Source organism: Amycolatopsis azurea DSM 43854 (assembly GCF_001995215.1).
Classification (GTDB): domain Bacteria; phylum Actinomycetota; class Actinomycetes; order Mycobacteriales; family Pseudonocardiaceae; genus Amycolatopsis; species Amycolatopsis azurea.
Map to the genome: position 1 here is coordinate 178,997 of NZ_MUXN01000025.1, position 18,047 is coordinate 197,043.

An 18,047-nucleotide genomic window follows, 5' to 3' on the forward strand; every position below is an offset into this window, starting at 1 on the left:
CAGCCCCGCTCAGCCGCCGACTTCCTGGATGAGGCTCTTCGGGCGGAGGTCCGTCCAGTTCTCCTCGACGTAGGCGAGGCATTCCTGCCGGGGCGCCTCACCGTGCACGCGGGTCCAGCCGGCGGGCACCTCGGCGAAGGTCGGCCACAGCGAGTGCTGGCCCTCGTCGTTGACGAGCACGAAGAAGGAGCCGTCTTCGTTGTCGAAGGGATTGCTCATCGTTGCGTCCTTTCGCGCTCCGGCCGGGGCCGGAGCTTCTCGGCGACGACGGCCCCGATCTGGGCCAGCGCCGCGGGTTGGAGCATTTCCATGTGACCGCATGCGATCTCGTGCGGTTCGACGGTCCCGCTGGTGAGGGGCTTCCAGCTGGCGATCGCGACCTCGGCGGGCAGATGCGAGGGCCGGTTCTCCGTCGCGACGAACAGCAGGATGTCGCTGGTGAAGCTCCGGGCGGTGTGCTCCGGCCCGATCCGGCGGAGGTGCCCCATGACCTCCTCCAGGTTCGTCCGGGCACCGGCGTCGCGAGCGACTCCGGCGGCCAGCGCCAGTTGCTGGTCCTGTTGCTTGTCGAAGGCGTCGGCCTCCTCGTCGGCTTCGGTGCCGCGCTGCGCGCGCGGCAGCCGTCCGACGTCGGTGGGATAGGCGTCGAGCAGGGCGACCAGGCCGACCTCTTCCCCTTGCGCTTCAAGCAAAGTGGCCATCGCCTGCGAAATCCGCCCGCCGAGCGACCAGCCGAGCAGGTGGTACGGCCCGGACGGCTGCACGGTGCGGATCTGCTCGACGTAGTCCGCCGCCATCTCTTCGACATCGGCGGGCAGCGGTTCGGTGCGGGCCAGGCCGCGTGCCTGGAGGCCGTACACCGGCTGGTTCTGCGGAAGGCTCCGCAGCAGCGGCGCATAGTTCCAGCTGAGCCCGCCACTCGCGTGGACGCAGAACAGCGGCGGACGGTTTCCGCCTTCCCGCAACGGAAGCAGCACCTCGAAGTCACCCGTGCCGGTCGCCGCCGCGGCACCCGGCAGACGCCGCTCACCCACCACGGCCAACGCTTGGGAGGCGTTCCAGCGGGCGAGCAGATCCGTGCGCACCATCCGCCTCCCCTCTGTACCGAATGGGCAGGCCACAGTCTTCTCGGCGGGACTCGCGTCCACCACTGCCCCGGTGAGGTACAGATCGCCGACGGCGCCCGGGACGACGGGCCGCAGTTCGTCGTCGAGCACGAGCGCGCCGAGCGGGCCGCCCTCGGCCAGTTCGGCGGCCACGGCGGGCACCGCCCCGGCCCACTTCGCCGGTGCCTCGGCGGGACGTTCCCGTTCGGCCTCGTCGAGAGCGAGGTCGAGTTCGCTGATCCGCAGCTGCGGGTTCTCCGCGACCTGTTCGAGGACGCGGACCAGCCGCCGTGCCAGCGATCCGGCCGTGGCCTCGTCGAAGAGATCGGTGGCGTAGTGCAGGAGGCCGTCGATGCCGTCCTGCTCGTCCTCTTCATCGAGGCGCTCGGTGAGCTTGAACGACAGATCCAGCTCGAACGCGTCGGGACCGACCGGCTCGGCTTCGGTGCGCAGCGCGGGCAGTTCCGTCGCGTCCCAGGCGCCGAGGTCCTCCTCGCCCACCTCCAGTGCCACCTGGAACACGGGGTGGCGGGCGAGCGAACCCGGCAGGTCCAGCAGCTCGACGATCTTTTCGAACGGCAGATCCAGGTACAGGCGCGCGGTCCGGGCCGCCTCCTGCGCCCGGGTGACGACCTCCAGGAAGGAGGGGTCGCCCGAGAGGTTCGTCCGCAGGGCGAGCGGCCGGGCGAAGGGCCCGACCATCGGCTCGAGGTCGATGAGGTCGTCGTCCTTCGGCAGCGACGTGCCGATCACGACGTCGTCGCTCGCGCCGGATTTGACCAGCAGGACGGCGAGCGCCGCCTGCACCACCTGGAGGACGTGCGCGCCGACCGGGGCGACCGCCTTGGTCAGCCGCGCGTGCGGCTCGGCCTCCAGCCGGACCGCGACCGTACCGGCCCGCCGTGACGGGACGACCGGCCGCGGCCGGTCGAACGGGAGCACCGTCTCACCGTCGATACCGGCCAGATTGGCCCGCCAGAAGGTGATCTGCTCGTTGATGAGGCTGTCCTGCCCGCGCTCGTCGTCGAGCAGCCGCCGCTCCCAGATCGCGTAGTCCGCGAACTGGAGGGCCAGCGGCGCGCGCTCCGGGACCCGGCCCGAACGCCGCGCGCCGTACGCGGCGGCCAGGTCGCGGAAGAGCACGTCCAGCGACTCGTCGTCGGCCAGGATCCGGTGCACCTTGAGATGCAGCACGTGCGCCTTCTCCGAGAGCGCGAAGAGGTCGCAGCGCCACGGCACCTCGTCGGTGAGGTCGAAGTGCCGCTCACGCAGCTCCGCGATGAGCCCGGGAAGTTCTTCCTCGGTCGCCGGGACCGGGGTCAGTTCGACCGCGAGGGTGTCGTGGATGCGCTGGTGAACGCTCTGCGCGTCGCCGGGGAACGTGGTCCGGAGGATCTCGTGCCGGGCCGCGACGTCGCCGAACGCCTCCGCCAGCGCGGGTACGTTCAGCCTGCCGCGCAAGCGAAGCGCGACCGAGATGTGCAGCCCCTCGGCCTCGTCTCCCGGGCTGGCCAGCAGCCAGGCGCGGAGCTGACGGGCGGTCAGCGGCACGCGGTCCGGCCGCTCGACGGCTTCCAGCGGGGGACGGGACTTCGCGGCGAGCGCACGGGCGACACCGGCGGGCGTCGGCGAGGAGAACAGCTGGCGGATGGGCAGATCCGCGCCGAGTTCCTCACGGATCCGCGCGATGAGCCGCATGGCCAGCGCCGAACTGCCGCCGAGGTCGTGGAAAGCGTCGTCGACGCCCACCTGCGGGACACCGAGGATCTCGGAGAACAGCGCGCACAGGACCTTCTCGGTCTCGTTCTCCGGCGCCTTCTCCGCCGCCTGGCCGGCGAGATCCGGGGCGGGCAGGGCCCGGCGGTCCACCTTGCCGTTGGGCGTGACGGGCAGCCCGGGCAGGGCGATGACCGCGAGCGGGACCATGTACGAGGGCAGCACGAGACCCAGCTGCCGCCGGATCTCTTCCGGCCCCGCGTCCTTGCCGTCGGAGACGAAGTACCCCACCAGGCGCTTTTCGCCCGGCTGGTCCTCCCTCGCCATGACGACCGCTTCGACCACGCCCGGCTGGGCCGCCAGTACGGCCTCGACCTCGCCCAGTTCGACGCGGTAGCCCCGGATCTTCACCTGCTCGTCGCCGCGGCCGAGGAACACGACCTCGCCGTCGCGGGTCCAGCGTGCCCGGTCGCCGGTGCGGTACATGCGTTCCCCGTCGAGGAACGGGCAAGCCACGAAACGGTCGGACGTCAGGCCCGGGCTGTCGAGATATCCACGCGCCAGGCCGGTGCCCGCGATGTACAGCTCGCCCGCCACGCCCGGCGCGACAGGGCGCAGGAAGGCGTCGAGGATGTAGATCTTCCGGTTGGTCATCGGGTGGCCGATCGGGAGCTCCCGGTCGATCACGTCCCCGGGTTCGATCGGCAGCCACGTCGCGCACAACGTGGTCTCGGTCGGCCCGTAGGTGTTCCGCACCCGCAGACCGGGCTGGGCCCGCCGCAGGTTCTCCACGGACTGCGCGGGGACGACGTCGCCGCCGGTCCCGATCTCGGTCAGGCCCGCGAAGCACTCCGGCGAGGTCTCGGCCAGCGCGCGGAAACTTCCGGCGGTGAGGTGGACCGCGGTCGCGCCGCGTTCCACGGCCTGCCGCACCCCGGCCGCGTCCAGCACGCCCGGTTCGGTGAGCAGGACCCGGCCGCCGGTGACAAGCGGGACCCACATCGCGTAGAGCGAAGGGTCGAAGACGTGCGTCGCGTGCATCAGCACGCCGTCGTCGGGGCCGAGCTGCCAGCCCGCGTCACCGGCCAGACCGGCCACGGCGCCATGCGGGATCCCCACTCCCTTCGGCAGGCCGGTGGATCCCGAGGTGTACATGACGTACGCGAGGTCGTCCGCGCTCGGCCGGAATTCCGTTGCCGCAGCGGGAAGAGCGTCGACGGCCGCCCGCGTCTCCGAGGCGTCGAGGACGATCGCGTCCTCCGGCACGACTCCGGCGGTGGCCTGGGTGCACAGCACGGTCGAGACGCCGGAGTCGCCGAGGATGAACGTGATCCGCTCGGCCGGGTACTCCACGTCCACCGGGACGTAGGCGGCGCCCGACTTCCAGATCGCCAGGAACGCGATCAGCAGTTCCGGCGAGCGTTCCATGGCCACCCCGACCCGGTCGCCGCGGCCGACGCCACGACCGGCGAGGTACCGGGCCAGCCGGTTCGACGCCTGGTCGACGTCGGCGTAGGTCAGGTTCGCGCCCGCCGCGTCGGTGATCGCCACCGCGTCCGCCGCCGTGGCCACCCGCCGCGCGAACAGTTCGACCACGGACTCCCCCGGTACCGGGCCGTCGGTCGCGTTGAACGTGTCCACCACCAGGGCGTGCTCGGTCTCGCTCGCCAGCGTCAGCCGGCCGACGAGGACCCTGGGCTCGGCGACGAGCCGCTCCAGCACCCGCGCCAGCGAGCCGACGACCGATTCGGCCGACGCCTCGTCGAAGAGACCCCGGTCGTAGTCGAGGATCAGCGGCATCCGCTCACCGGGACCGGTGATCAGCGTGAACGGGTAGTGCGAGGAGTTCCGTCCCCGCTTCACCGGGATCAGGCTCAGGCCGCCGTCCGCCGACCGCCCGAGTCCCTTGCGGGGGAAGTTCTCGTAGATGACGAGCGTGTCGAAGACCGCGCCCGCGCCGACGACGGCCTGCACGTCCTGCAGGCCGAGGTGCTGGTGGGTCATGAGCGCCGCCTGGTCGCGCTGCAGGTCGCCGAACAGCTCGACGGCCGGTCGCGTCCCGTCGAGCCGGACCCGCACCGGCAGGGTGTTGAGCAGCTGGCCGACCATCGACTCCACCCCGGCCAGATCGGCGGGCCGCCCCGAGGCGGTCGCGCCGAACACGACGTCGTCGCGGCCGGCGAGCTGGGAGAGCACGACGGCCCAGGCGCCCTGCACGACGGTGTTCAGCGTGAGGTCGTGGCCGCGTGCCAGCCGCGCGAGACCGTCGGTCAGTTCCTCGGACAGCTCGACGACCGTCGTGTGGATGTCCGGCACGCGACCCGGATCGGCGGGCGCGACCGTGGTCGGCGTGTCGAGTCCGGCGAGTTCCGTCCGCCAGGCCGCACGGGCGACTTCCTTGTCCTGCTTGCCGAGCCAGGCGAGATAGTCCCGATAGGACACTGTGGCGGGCAGCCCGGACGCGTCACCGCCCGCGGCGTAGATCGCGGCGAGTTCGCGGTGCAGGATCGGCATCGACCAGCCGTCCACGAGGACGTGATGCAGGGTGTGCACGAGCCGGTGGTGTTCCGGGCCGAGCCGGATCAGGTGCAGCTTCATCAGCGGCGCCGCGTCGATGCTCAGCCGCTCGGCCAGTTCGTCCGCGGCCAGCCTGTCGACCTCGCCGTCGAGGATGTCGTCCGGCAGTCCGGTGAGATCCGTTTCGCGCCAAGGGATCTCGGCGTCCCGCTTGATCACCTGGACCATCTGCGCGCCGCTGACGTAACGGAAACAGGCCCGCAGCGCGGCGTGCCGGTCCACGAGGGCCTGCCACGACGCCTTCAGCAGTGCGGCGTCCAGCGGCCCGTCGATGCCGTAGACGGTCTGCACGGTGTAGGTGTCGGGCCCGTCGTCGTCCAAGACGGTGTGGTAGAGCATTCCTTCCTGTAGCGGCGAAAGAGGCCAGACGTCCTCCACGCTGGAACGCGGCTTCGCGCGGGTGTCGTCAACGGTCACGATCTACTCCTTAAAGCGTCAGTCGCCGGACAGTCCAGCCTCGAGTTGTTCCAATTGATCAAGGGAAAGCGCGACGAGCGTGCCCCCGTCCGGTTCCGGCTCCGGGGCGGTCTCGTCTTCGGCGGGCAGCGGCTTGACGAGCGCCGCCAGCCGTTCCGGCGTCTTCTCGGCGAACACCTGGCCCGGGGTCAGCGCCAGCCCTTCCCGGCGGGCCATCGCGGACACCTGCATCGAGGTGATCGAGTCCCCGCCGAGTTCGAAGAAGCTGTCGTCGGCCCCCACCCGGTCCAGGCCGAGCACCTCCGCGAACAGCCCGCACACCAAGGCCTCCATCGGTGTGCTCGGCTCCCGTTTCGAAGCCATGGCCGCGAAATCGGGGGCTTGGAGCGCCTGGTGATCGAGCTTGCCGTTCGGGGTGAGCGGCATCTTGTCCAGCGTCACGAACGCCGCGGGCATCATGTACTCCGGCAGCCGTTCGGCCGCCAGCTCCCGCAGCCCCGCCGCCAGACCGTCCACATCGGACTCGACAGGGACGACGTAGGCCACCAGACGTTTCTCGCCCGGCCCGTCGGTGCGGACGGAGACCACCACCTGTGCCGCTCCCGGATGTGCCGAGAGCACGGCCTCGATCTCGGCGGGCTCGACCCGGTAGCCGCGCACCTTGACCTGCGCGTCGACCCGGCCGACGAACTTCAGCTGGCCGTCGGGGTCCCAGCGGAACAGGTCGCCGGAGCGGTACATCCGCTCACCGGGGGCGAACGGGCTGGCGACGAACCGTTCCGCCGTCAGGCCGGGACGCCCGAGGTAGCCGCGAGCCAGCCCGACCCCGGTGATGTAGAGCTCGCCCGTCACCCCGGGCGGCACCGGCTGCAGGAACGCGTCGAGCAGGTAGTGCCGCACGTTGTGGATCGGGCCGCCGAGCGGGACGACGTCGTGCCCCGGGGACAGCGGGGCGCTCATCGTCGAGCAGATGGTCGTCTCCGTCGGCCCGTAGGCCTGGATCACCCGGCGCCCCGGCGACCAGCGGTCCACCAGCGCGGCCGTCAACGCCTCACCTCCGGTCAGCACGGTCCGCAGGGTGTCGGGCAGGTCGTCCTCGCTCGCCAGCACACTCGGCGAAACGGTGAGGTGCGTGATGCCCGCCCGGCGGATCGCGTCGCCCAGCGTCACCGTGGGCGGCATGTTCGCCGCGTCCGGCAGGACCAGGGTCGCCCCGGCCAGCAGCGTCATGTAGAGCTCGGAAACCATGGCGTCGAAACCGATCGCGGACAACTGCAGGATCCGCGAGGACGACGTCACGGCCATCCGCTCGATATGCGCGTACCCCAGGTTGACGAGTCCGGAGTGCGTGACCTGGACGCCCTTCGGCACCCCCGTCGACCCCGACGTGTAGATCACGTACGCCGCGTCTTCCGGGGCCACCGGCGGCAGCACCACCTCCGGATCGGCGGTGGGCAGCGTGTCGAGCACCAGCACCGTGCCCGCGAACTCCACCGGCACGAACGCCCGGGTCGTCCTCGTGCACACCAGCACCTCGGGTGCCGAATTCGCCAGCATGAACTCGACGCGGTCACGCGGATAGTCCGGATCGACCGGGACGAACGCCCCACCGGCGAACGTGACGCCCAGCAGGGTCACCGCCAGCTCGACCGAACGCTCGACCAGCACGCCCACCCGGGCCTCACGCCGCACGCCCGCGTCGACCAGCAGCCGGGCCAGCGCCTCGACCTCGTCCAGCAGACCGCTGTAGGTCAGGCTCCGCGCCGCGTCCTCGAAGGCCACCGCGTCCGGCGTCCGGTCCGCCTGTGCGCGGACCAGCGCCGGCAGTGTGTCGGTCACGAGCGGCGCGTCCGTCCGGTTCCACTCGTCCACCACCAGGCGGCGGTGCTCCGGCCCGATCAGGCCGACCCGCCCGACCGGGATCAGCGGATCGGCGACCACCTGCTCGAGCGCGCGGACGATCGACGCGAGGAACTCCTCGGCCCGCGTCCGGTCGAACACGTCCGGCCGGTAGATGACCTCACCGTGGACGCCGCCGCCTTCGGACGCGCGCAGGGACAGCGGATAGTGCCCGTTGTCGTCCGGGATCCCCGCCGGGCGCATGGCCAGGACGCCGGGGTCGTCGGACGGCTCCGGCGGTGGCGGGTAGTTCTCGAAGACGACGATCGTGTCGAACGCCGCGCCGGGACCGGCGACCTGGGTGAGTTCGGTCAGCCCCAGATGCTGATGCGGCATCAGCGCGACCTGCCGTTCCTGCAGATCGGCCAGCATGTCGGCGAACCGGTCCGCACCGGTGAGGCGGGCCCGGACCGGCAGCATGTTCATGAACAGGCCGACCGCGGACTCGACGCCGGGGATCTCCAGCGGCCGTCCGGCCACCGTGGTGCCGAAGACGACGTCCTCGCGCCCGGTCAGCCGCGCCAGCAGCAAGGACCAGACCCCTTGGAACAGCGTGTTCATCGTGACGCCGTGCCGCCGGGTGAACTCCGTCAGCCGCCCGCTCAGCTCTTCGTCGAGCGCGAACCGCACGCGGTCGGGCTCGATGGGCGTGGCGATCGTTTCCGGCGCCACGACACGGGTCGCTTCGTCGAGCCCCGCGAGTGCTGTCCGCCACGCCTCCCTGGCCGCCGCGTTGTCCTGGCGGGCGATCCACGCGAGGTACTCGCGGTACGACGTCGGGACCGGCAGGGTCTGGCCGTCACCGCCGGCCTCGTAGGCCGCCATCACCTCGACCAGGAACACCGGAAGCGACCAGCCGTCGGCCGAGATGTGGTGCGACGACAGGATCAGCCGGTGCCGTCGTTCCGCGAAGCGCACCAGGTGCAGGCGCAGCTGCGGCGCCTTGGTCAGGTCGAACCGGTCGGCGTGCGCCTCGGCCGCGAGGAGCTCGAACTCCGCGAGCGCCTCGTCCTCGGGCAGGTGCGACAGGTCGGTTTCCCGCCACGGCACCGTCACCCGGCGGGCGACCGCCTGCACGCCGGTGCCGGATCCGAGCTGATGGAAGCTCGCCCGCAGGGCGTCGTGCCGGTCGACCAGGGTCTGCCAGGACGAGCGGAAGCGGGCGGCGTCCAGCGGACCATCGAGGGTGAGGACCCGCATGCCCGCGTAGACGTCCGGGCCGCGTTCGTCGATGCTGTGGAACAGCAGGCCTTCCTGGAGCGGGGAGAACGGCCAGATGTCGAGCAGCTCCGGAACGGCGGCCTCGATCTCCTCGACTTCCTGCTGTGCCAACGAAACGAGGGGGAAGTCGGACGGCGTGTGCCCGCCCGAGCCGCCCGCGCCGACGTGTGCGGCGAGCCCGGTCAGCATGGCCAGCCACGTCTTCCCGAGCGACTCCGCGTCGGCCTCGGTGAGGATCCGCCCGGCCCAGGTCACGGTCAGCGTGAGCTCGGGTCCGCCGTCGCCGTCCAGCACCGCCGCGTCGATCTCCACGACGTGCCGCAAGGGCAGATCCTGCTCCGCCGCGCCGCCGATGGTCCCGACCATCTGCCAGGGTTCCGCGTCGCCCTCGGGCCGGGCCGAGAAACGGCCGAGGTAGTTGAAGCCGATCTCCGCCTTCGGCAGCACCGACAGGGCCTGCCCCGTCTCCTCGTTGAGGTGCCGCAGCATCCCGTAGCCGAGCCCGCCGTCGGGCACGGATCGCACGTTCTCCTTGACGCCCTTGAGAAGCCGCCCGGCCGCGGCGCCGCCCGCGATCGCTTCCGCCGGGTCGATCCCCGCGGTGTCCAACCTGAGCGGATGGACATCGGTGAACCAGCCGATCGTCCGCGACAGGTCCAGATCTTCGAGAGCCTGACGGCCGTGGCCCTCGACGTCGACCACGACGGCGGTGCCGCCGCGCCAGCCGGTCACCGCGCCCGCCAGGGTCGCCAGCAGGACTTCGTGGACACCACAGTGGAAGGCCGAGGTGGCCTTCTCCACGAGCACGCTCGCGCGCTCCCTCGGCAGGGTCCAGGACTTGCGACCCGACGTGGAAATGGTGTCGCGCTTCGGATCCAGCTCACCCAGCCGCGTTTCCGCGCCGTCGAGGATCTCCGTCCAGGTCGCGAGTTCCGCGCCGCGGGCCGCCGCCTGCTCGGTCAACGTCCGCGCCCAACGCCGGAACGAGACGTCCACCGGGTCGAGCTCCGGTTCCCGGCCCAGGGCCACGGCTTCACAGGCCGTCTGGAGGTCCGGCAGCAGGATCCGCCACGACACCACGTCGGCCACGAGGTGATGCGCCACCACGACCAGTCGTCCGACGCGGCCGGGTCCCGCGTCGGCCCACACCGCCCGGACCATCACGCCGCCGACGGGATCCAGGCGCGCGGCCGCTTCACCGGCCCTGCGCTCGGCGATCTCGTCGAGGTCGCCGGAATCCGCTTCGACCCGCTCGACCAGCCCGGTCGCGTCCACGGTCCCGCGCTCGGACACGACCAGCCGGGGCTGCGCGGCTTCGCCCTCGACGACCCGGCTCCGCAGCAGGTCGTGCGTGTCGATCACCGCGGCCAACCCGGCCGTCAAGGCGTCCACGGACAGCTCACCGGGCGCACCGACGGTCACCCACTGCGCGAGCGCGCCACCGTTCAGCGCGCCGGAATCGTGTTCGATCAGTTCCCGCACGACCGGTGTCCACGGGACCTCCCCGACGCCGTCCTCGACGTCTTGGGCGTCGGCCGGGAGCTGTCCGCCGCGTTCGGCGACGGCCGCGATCCCCGCGGGCGTCTTCTGCTCGAAGACCTGCTTGGCACCGAAGACGAGGTCCTCGCGCCGCGCACGGGCAGCCAGCCGCATCGAGAGGATCGAGTCGCCGCCGAGTTCGAAGAAGCCGTCGTCGGCGCCGACCTCGTCCAGTCCGAGGATCTCGGCGAACAGGCCGCACAGCAGCCGCTCGGTCCCGGTGCGCGGCTCGCGGCCGGCGCGCCTGGCGGTGAACTCGGGGGCGGGCAGGGCCGCGCGGTCGATCTTCCCGTTGAGCGTCAACGGGAAGGCGTCCATCACCAGCACCACCGAGGGCACCATGTACTCCGGCAGCCGCGCCGCGAGCTGTTCGCGGACCGCGCCGGAATCCAGTCCCGGCCCGTCTTCCGCGGTCACGTACGCGATGAGCCGCTTCTCGCCGGGCCGTTCTTCCCGTGCCACCACGATCGCCTGCGCGACCTGAGGGACGTCGGTCAGCGCGGCCTCGATCTCGCCCGGCTCGACGCGGTAGCCGCGGATCTTCACCTGCGAGTCGGCCCGGCCGCCGAACACCAGCTCGCCCTGATCCGTCCAGCGCGCGAGATCGCCGGTGCGGTACATCCGCTCCCCCGCGGCGAACGGATTCGCGACGAACCGTTCCGCCGTCAGCGCGTGCGCGCCCACATAGCCGTGCGCCAGACCGGCACCCGCGAGGTACAGCTCGCCGGTCACGTCGGGGGCCACCGGCTGGAGGAACGCGTCCAGCACGTAAGCCTGCCTGCCGTCCAGCGGCCTGCCGATCGGCAACACGTCACTCGTCGCGACACCCGGTTCGAGGACGAGCCACGTGGCGCAAAGGGTGATCTCGGTGGGGCCGTAAAGCTGCCGGACCCGGACGTCCGGGCAGGCCTGGCGCATCCGCACGACGGAAGCGAGCGGCACCGCGTCCCCGCCGGTCAGGATCTCGCGCAGGCCGAGGAAGGACTCCGGGGATTCCTCCGCCACCGCACGGAAAGCGCCCGCCGTCAGGTGGACGGTGGTCACGCCGCGGGCGACCGCTTCCCGCAGCCGGCCGGCGTCGACCGTGCCCGGCTCCGCGACCACCACGCGGGCTCCGCTGACCAGCGGCACCCAGAGTTCGACCAGCGACGCGTCGAAAGCGTGCGACGCGTGCAGCAGCACGTGATCGGCCGGGCCCTGCGACCAGCCTGGGTCGCTCGCCAGCGCCGCCACACTCGCGTGCGGGACCGCGACGCCCTTGGGCACTCCTGTCGATCCCGACGTGTACATCAGGTAGGCCACGTCCTGCGCCGACACCGTGACCTCGGGCGCCTTCGCGTCCCCGATCCCGGGTGCGCCGACGACCACCGACCGGATTCCGTCCGGCACGACGTCGCGGGTCGCTTCCGCGCAGAGCGCCACCGACGCGCCGGCGTCGGTGAGCATCCGCTCGATCCGCTCCACGGGATGGTCCACGTTCACCGGCACCTGCGCGGCTCCCGCCTTCCAGACCGCGAGCAGGGCGACCACCAGGTCCACGCCGCGTTCCATCACGACCCCGACGCGGTCACCGCGCCGCACGCCGATCCCGGCCAGGTACCCGGCGAGCCGGTCCGATTCCCGGTCGAGTCCGGCGTAGGACAGCGTCCGCCCGCCTTCCTCGACCGCCACCGCGTCCGGGGAAAGCCCTGCCTGGCGCCGGAAAAGCTCCAGCACGGACGTCTTGCCCGCCGGTTCGCCGGTCGCGTTCCAGCGTTCGACCACCGACGCGCGCGCCGGTTCGCTCGTCACGGTCAGGCGGCCGACGGGCAGCGACGGGTCCGCCACCACCTGCTCGATCGCCCGGACGACCTGCCTGGCGATCTCGGCGGCGGTCTCCCCGGCGATCCGGTCGGGCCGGTAGGACAGGTGGATCTGCAGCCGTTCGCCGGGCATCACGCTCAGGGAAAGCGGGAAGGTGGTGCCGGTCCGGGTGCGGACCGAGCTGATCGCGACCCCGCCGTCGCCAACGCCTGCGGCGTCCAGCGGGAAGTTGACGGTCATCAGGACGGTGTCGAAGACCGCGCCGGTCCCGGCCGCCTTCTGGATCTCCTGCAGCCCCATGTACTGGTGTTCGGTCAGCGCCGACTGACGTCGTTGCAGATCCTGGAGCAGGTCCAGCACCGGCACACCGCCGTCGAGCCGGACGCGGACCGGGACGGTGTTGATGAACATCCCGACCATCCGCTCGACGTCCGGCACCTCCGCCGGGCGTCCGGACACCACGGTCCCGAACACCACGTCCGTCCGGCGCGCGAGCCGCGCCAGCACCAGCGCCCACGCGCCCTGCACGATCGTGCTCAGCGTCAGGCCGTTCCCCCGCGCGAACTCGGTGACCGCCCGGGTCGGCTCCTCGGACAGCCATTCGGACCGCTCGTCCGGCAGCACCATCGTCTTGCCCGCGTCGGCGTCCATCAGGGTCGGTTCGTCCGCACCCGCGAGTTCGGCCCGCCACGCCGCACGGGTCGCTTCCTCGTCCTGACGGCTCAGCCACGTCAGATAGTCCCGATAGGACGGTGCGGGCTTGGCCTGCCCTCCCGCGTAGCCGGTCGCCGTCTCGCCGAGGACGAGCGGTGTGGACCAGCCGTCGAGCAGCAGGTGGTGCGCGGTCAGCACGAGCCGGTGCCGATCCTCGCCGAGCCGGATCAGCAGCAGCCGCAGCAAGGGAGGTTTGCTCACGTCGAAGCGTGCCGCCGAGTCCTCCGCGAGCAGGCGTTCGACCTCTTCGGCCGCGGCCGTCTCGCCGAGGTGCGACAGATCCTTTTCACGCCAAGGGATTTCGACCTCGTCGACGACGACCTGCACCGTCTCCCCGGCGCCGAGTTCGTGGAAGCTCGCCCGGAGCGACGCGTGCCGCGTGACCAGGTCGTTCCACGCCGCGCGCAGCCGTCCCGCGTCGAGCGGTCCGTCGAGGTCCAGGATCCGCTGGGTCTGGTAGACGTCGACCCCGCCCTCGTCGAAGGCCCGCTCGAAGAGCATGCCTTCCTGCAACGGCGACAGCGACCAGATGTCCGCCAGCCCCGGCGCGGCGGCTTCCAGCTCGGCCACGTCGCGCTGCGTCAGCTTCACGAGTTCGAAGTCGGACGGGGTGTGCCCGCCGGGGCCGTCCGCCAGGGCCGCGAGCCCGGTCAACGTCTCCAGCCACGCCTCGCCGAGGCGCTCCACCGTGGCGGGGTCGAGATCCCGGCCGTCGATGACGAGCCGCAGGCGAGGGCCTTCCGGCGTGTCCTGGACGTCCGCGCCGATCTCCAGCGCGTGGGCCTGGACCGTGTCCTGACCGCCGCCGAGCGCCCCTCCGATCGCCTGCCAGGCGCCGGTCTCGGTGCCGGCACCGGCCCGGCCGAGGTAGTTGAACCCGATCCGCGCGGACGGCAACGCCGCCAGCCTCGCCCCGGTCTCGGGATTGAGATACCGCAGCAAACCGAAGCCGAGACCGTCGCCGGGAACGGCCCGGACCTGGTCCTTCACGGCCTTCAGCAGCTCCCCGGACGCCGGATCGGCACCGGAGACGTCGAGGCGGACCGGGTGAACGCCGGTGAACCAGCCGACGGTGCGCAACAGATCCTCGTCGTCGGCGGCGTGGCGGCCGTGGCCTTCCACGTCCACCAGGACCGCGGCGTCGTCACCGCGCCATCGCGCGACCGCGCCCGCGACACCCGCCAGCAGGACTTCCTGGATCCCGCAGTGGAACGCGCCCGGCACCTGGCCCACCAGAGCCCGCGCCGCGCCGCCGTCCACCGTCCCGGACCACGAGTGCGACTGCCCGGTTCCCTGCTCGGGCAACGGTTCCACGCCGTCCAGTACGGCGGCCCAGTACTCGGTCTCGGCGACCGTGTCCGCGCTGAGGGCCTGCTCGGCCAGCCGCCGAGCCCACTGCCGGAACGACGTCGTCGCGGGTTCGAGCGCGGGAGTCCCGCCGGAGAGCACGGCTTCGTACGCCGAGCGCAGATCCGGCAGCAGGATCCCCCACGAGACCGCGTCGACGACCAGGTGATGCGCCACCAGCGCCAACCGGCCCGGCTCGGCGTCCCCGGCGTCGAGCCACACGGCCCGCACCATGGTTCCCGCCGCCGGGTCCAGCGCGCCGATCGCCGCTTCCGCCTCGCGGCCGGCGATCTCGTCGAGGTCTCCTGCCCCGGCCACCACCCGGGTCACCAAGGCGGCCGCGGATCCCTTCTCGGGCACGGTCAACCGGCCGACGGACTCCACCCGGGCCCGCAGGAGATCGTGCGTGTCCAGCACCGCGCGCAGCGCTGCCACGAACGCGTCCAGGTTGAACCCGTCCGGGGTGGCGACGACGCGTGCCTGCGCGAAGCCGGGGCGCATCGCGGCTTCTCCGAGGGCGAGCATCACCGGGGTCCAAGGGACTTCACCGATCCCTGAGTCCACTGTGGATACAGGTCGCACCGCCGGGGCCAGCGCCGCGAGACGCTCGGGCGTCCGGTGCTCGAACACCAGGCGCGGGGTGAGCGGGATTCCCTCGCGACGGGCGCGGGCGGCCACCTGCATCGACGAGATCGAGTCCCCGCCGAGCTCGAAGAAGCTGTCCTCCAGACCGACCTCGTCCAGGCCGAGGACCTCGGCGAACACGCCGCGCAGGATCCACTCGGCCTCGGTGGCGGGCTCCCGGCCCGCCGACTTCGAGACGAAGTCCGGCTCGGGCAGCGCCTGGCGGTCCACCTTGCCGTTGACCGTCAACGGCAGGTCGTCCAGCACCAGCACCGCGGCCGGGACCATGAACTCGGGCAGCGTCTCGGCGAGCTCGCCGCGCAGCCGTTCCGGGTCGAGCGTCTTCCCCGCTTCGGCGACCACGTAACCGATCAGGTGGCCGTCCCTCGGGGTCACCACGGCCTGGCCGACGCCGGGCAGTTCGGCGAGCGCCACCTCGACCTCGCCGGGCTCGACCCGGTATCCCCGGATCTTCACCTGGTCGTCGGCCCGGCCGGCGAACGCCAGTGCGCCCTGATCCGTCCAGGAGGCCAGGTCGCCGGTCCGGTACATCCGCTCGCCGGGCGCGAAGGGATCGGCGACGAACCGCTCGGCCGTCAGCACCGGACGCCCCAGATAGCCTTGCGCCACACCGGCTCCGGCGATGTACAGCTCGCCGGGCAGGCCCGGCGGCAAGGGCCGCAGGAACGCGTCGAGGACGTAGACCCGCCGTCCGGCGAGCGGACGGCCGATCGGCAGCACGGAACCCGCCGGATCACCGGGTTCGAGCACCCACCACGTCGCGCACAGCGTGGCCTCGGTCGGGCCGTAGAGATGCCGCACCCGCACGTCCGGGCACGTCCGGCGGACACGGTCCACCGCCGACGGCGGCACCGCGTCGCCGCCGGTCAGCACCTCGCGCAGCCCGGCGACCGACTCCGGTGCCTCCTCGGCCAGCACCCGGAAGGCGCCGGCGGTGAGGTGGGCGGCCGTGACCCCGTCGGCCACGTAGCCCGCCAGCGCCGCGCCGTCCACCACGCCTGATCCGGCCAGCCGCACCCGGGCGCCCGAGACCAGCGGCACCCAAAGCTCGAACAGCGAGATGTCGAAAGCGTGCGAAGCGTGCATCAACACGGTGTCTTCGGGGCCCACGCGCCATCCCGGCTCGCCGACCAGCGCGGCGACGGCGCCGTGCGAGACCGCGACACCCTTCGGCGTCCCCGTCGACCCTGACGTGTACATCACGTAGGCGACGTCGTCGGCAGCGGCGGCGACCGAAAGGCGTGCCTGCTCCGCCACCGCCTGCCGCGTCCGCGGATCGAGGACGATCGGGGCGATCCCGCCGTCCAGCACGGCTTCCCGGTACGCCTCCGCGCACACGACCGCCGCCGGTTCCGCGTCCGCCAGCATGAACTTCACACGTTCCATCGGGTAGGCGGGATCCACCGGCACATAGGCCGCGCCCGCCTTCCACACGGCGAGCAACGTCGCGACCAGATCGGCGGACCGCTCCATCACCACGGCGACCCGGTCGCCGCGCCGGACCCCGCGATCGCTCAGGTAACCGGCGAGCCTTTCCGCGTACTCGGCCAGCTCCCCGTAGGACAACGCCCGCTCGCCGTCGTCGACCGCGATCCCGTCGCGACGGCGGTCCACCTGACCGTCGAACAGCTTCGGCGCCAGGCGATCCGGCGCCGCTCCGGCCGCGGTTCCCCATTCCTCCAGGACCGACGCGCGATCGGCCGCGCTCGTCATCTCGAGTTCGGCCACCGTGATGTCGCGCGTTTCGGTGAGCTGGCGCAGCACCCCGGTGAACCGGTCGAGGATGGCCAGCGCGTCGTCATGGTCGAACCGCTCGGTCACGTAGTCGAGGTTGAGCAGCATCGACTCGCCGGGGACGGCGACCAGCGTCAGCGGATAGTGGGCGGCTTCCTTGCCTTGCGTGATGGTGATGCGGAAGGTCTCGCCCGAATCCGCTTCGCCGAGCTCGCGCGGGAAGTTCTGGACGACGAGCAAGGTGTCGAAGATCGCGCCGGGGCCGGCCGTCTTCTGGATGTCCGCCAGTCCGACGTAATGATCGGAGATGAGCGCCGACTGCCGCTTTTGCAACTCCGCCAACAGGTCCAGGACCGGCTTCGAGCCGTTCAGCCGCACGCGCACCGGGACGGTGTTGAGGAACAGTCCCACCATTCCCTCGACGCCGGGCAGATCCGGCGGGCGCGCCGAGACCACCGCGCCGAACACGACGTCCGTGCGGCCGGACAGCTGGGCCAGCACGAACCCCCACGCGCCCTGCACCACCGTGTTGAGCGTCAACCCGTTGGCGCGCGCCAGTTCCGCCACCGATCGCGTGAGGTCTTCCGGCAGCTCGATCATGAGGTTGTCGGGCATGCTCGGCGCGCGCCCCTGCTCGGCGGGCGCGACGAGCGTCGGCTCCTCGGCGCCCCGCAGCTCCGCCGACCACGCCGACAGCGTCTTTTCCTTGTCCTGGCGGTCGAGCCAGGCGAGGTACTCCCGATAGGACCGCGCCTCGGGGAGGTCCAGCGGGCCGCCGTCGGCCGCGTACAGCAGCGACAACTCGTCGAAGACGATGGGCATCGACCAGCCGTCCATGATCGCGTGATGGCAGGTCACCACGAGACGGTGGTCGTCGTCGGCGAGGCGGATCAGGGTCAGCCGCAGCAACGGCGCGTTCGCGAGGTCGAACTTCGTCGTGCGATCCTCTTCGGCCAGCTCACGCACGGCCTCCTCGGGATCGTCGAGGTGGGAAAGATCGGCCTCCCGCCACGGAAGTTCCACCTGCCGCGCGATGAGCTGCACCGTCTCGCCCGACTTGCGCTGGCGGAAGCAGGCCCGCAGCGCGGCGTGCCGGGCCAGCAGTGCCTCCCAGGCCGCGCGCAGCCTGGCGGCCGCCACCGGACCGTCGAGTTCCAGGATCCAGTGGCCGACGTACAGGCCGGGCCCCTCGTCGTCGTAGACCGTGTGGAAGAGCAGCCCTTCCTGGAGTGGCGACAGCGGCCAGAAATCCTCGATCCGCGACTGAGCCATCAATTTCCCCTCGATCATCTGCGGGCTCGCAAAAGGAATCATCCGCCGGGCGGGCGG

The 18,047-nt window shown here is 71.9% G+C and carries 3 protein-coding genes; all 3 read right to left on the reverse strand.

Annotated features, from left to right (window positions below; translation table 11 throughout):
* Positions 1-9: 9 nt before the first annotated feature.
* Genes B0293_RS33355 through B0293_RS33365 form a run of 3 tightly spaced genes read right to left on the reverse strand, consistent with a single transcriptional unit; the run spans position 10 to position 17,990 of the window.
* Positions 10-219, reverse strand: coding sequence for an MbtH family protein (locus B0293_RS33355; protein ID WP_005158065.1), 210 nt, complete (start codon positions 217-219; stop codon positions 10-12).
* Entirely contained in the window at positions 216-5,816 is a 5,601-nt protein-coding gene (locus tag B0293_RS33360; RefSeq protein ID WP_005158063.1) for a non-ribosomal peptide synthetase, read from the reverse strand. Before B0293_RS33360 ends, B0293_RS33355 begins: the two co-directional genes overlap by 4 nt.
* Positions 5,817-5,834: 18 nt before the next feature.
* Positions 5,835-17,990 (reverse strand): non-ribosomal peptide synthetase, encoded by a 12,156-nt coding sequence (locus B0293_RS33365; RefSeq protein ID WP_005158061.1) that lies wholly within the window; start codon positions 17,988-17,990, stop codon positions 5,835-5,837.
* Positions 17,991-18,047 lie beyond the last annotated feature (57 nt).